The organism is Kitasatospora sp. NPDC056531, assembly GCF_042794375.1.
Lineage (GTDB): Bacteria > Actinomycetota > Actinomycetes > Streptomycetales > Streptomycetaceae > Kitasatospora.
Genome location: NZ_JBHTTU010000296.1, coordinates 1 through 1,070, shown reverse-complemented (window position 1 = coordinate 1,070; position 1,070 = coordinate 1). Strand labels below are relative to the sequence as shown.

1 protein-coding gene and 1 pseudogene are annotated in these 1,070 nt (G+C 76.7%); both read right to left on the bottom strand.

Features of this window, described 5'->3' with window-relative positions; genetic code table 11:
* On the bottom strand, positions 1-458 hold a 458-nt coding region (locus ACFQ87_RS45785; RefSeq protein ID WP_380616977.1), incomplete at its 3' end, for a hypothetical protein.
* A gap of 331 nt (positions 459-789) precedes the next feature.
* Positions 790-1,070 (bottom strand): annotated as a pseudogene (locus ACFQ87_RS45780) (hypothetical protein); the annotation flags it as partial.

Here is a 1,070-nt window from a genome sequence, read left to right as displayed (position 1 = left end):
GCGTGCCGGCTCTGGTCGCTCTGCGCGTACGCCAGCGCGGCGCCGCCACGGCCCGCGAGGTCCCCCAGTGCGGCCTGCGCGCGGAGCGCCGCGTAGTCGCCCAGGTGGGCGCACGCGCTGCGGGTACCCGGCATCGGGAACAGCCAGGCCCAGCGCTGCATCGCGGGGGCCACGGCGATGGCCGCGCACAGGCCCACGACCAGCGAGTAGGCCGTCAGGTTCCGCACATAACCGGACCCCGCGCCGGGCGTGCGAACCGGCACCCCGGCGAGGGAGAAGATCACCGCGAGCAGCGTCAAACCCAGATACGTGGAGAACCACTGCCACGAGCCCGACGCGAGCGCGAACGCCAGGACGGCGGCGAGCGCGATGCCCAGCACCCCGGGCCGATCACCGGCCCCCCGCCCCGCACCGGCGGCCGCGGTCCCCTCGGCACTCGGGCGGCTGCGCTCGTCCATGCTCACTCCTGCCAGTATCCGGGCCCACCAGTCTCCGACCGCACCGCGCCCCGAGCCCGCCCACCATGCCGCTACGTCCTCCACCTCGCCCGGTTGGCGGTCGCGGGCGCGGCACGCCATGGCCGGGCTCAGCGGCCGCGCGTTCCCGGGGGCCCGAGCGCTCCGCCCCCTGGCAGGCCGCCCGCGGCCGACCGGCCCGCCGGCCCGCGTCCTGGCCGCCGCACACGCCCGGCCGACCGCTCACGGCGCCCGCCCCAGGACACGGCGCCCCGCACCCCCGCCGCGCCCCTCGTCCGGCTCGCGCGATCGACACGACGGACCCCGGCCCCGGCTACCAGCCGGACTCGACCAGCACGCAGCCGTCCGGCGTGATGTGGTGGGTCCGGCCGGAGTAGCCGACCATCCGGCAGTGACTCGTCACCCTCAGGCGGGGCGCCGTCCCGGCCTCCTCCAGGTGGATGCCGAAGCCGCCGTACATGCCCGGCACGCCGAACCACAGGGCGGCGTCGGGCAGTTCGGTCAGGACGCAGGCCTGGGGGAGCACCAGCGCCGTCTTGACGGCGTAGTGCTCGGTGCGGACCCGGACCAGCGCGTGCAAGAAGTGCTCCATCG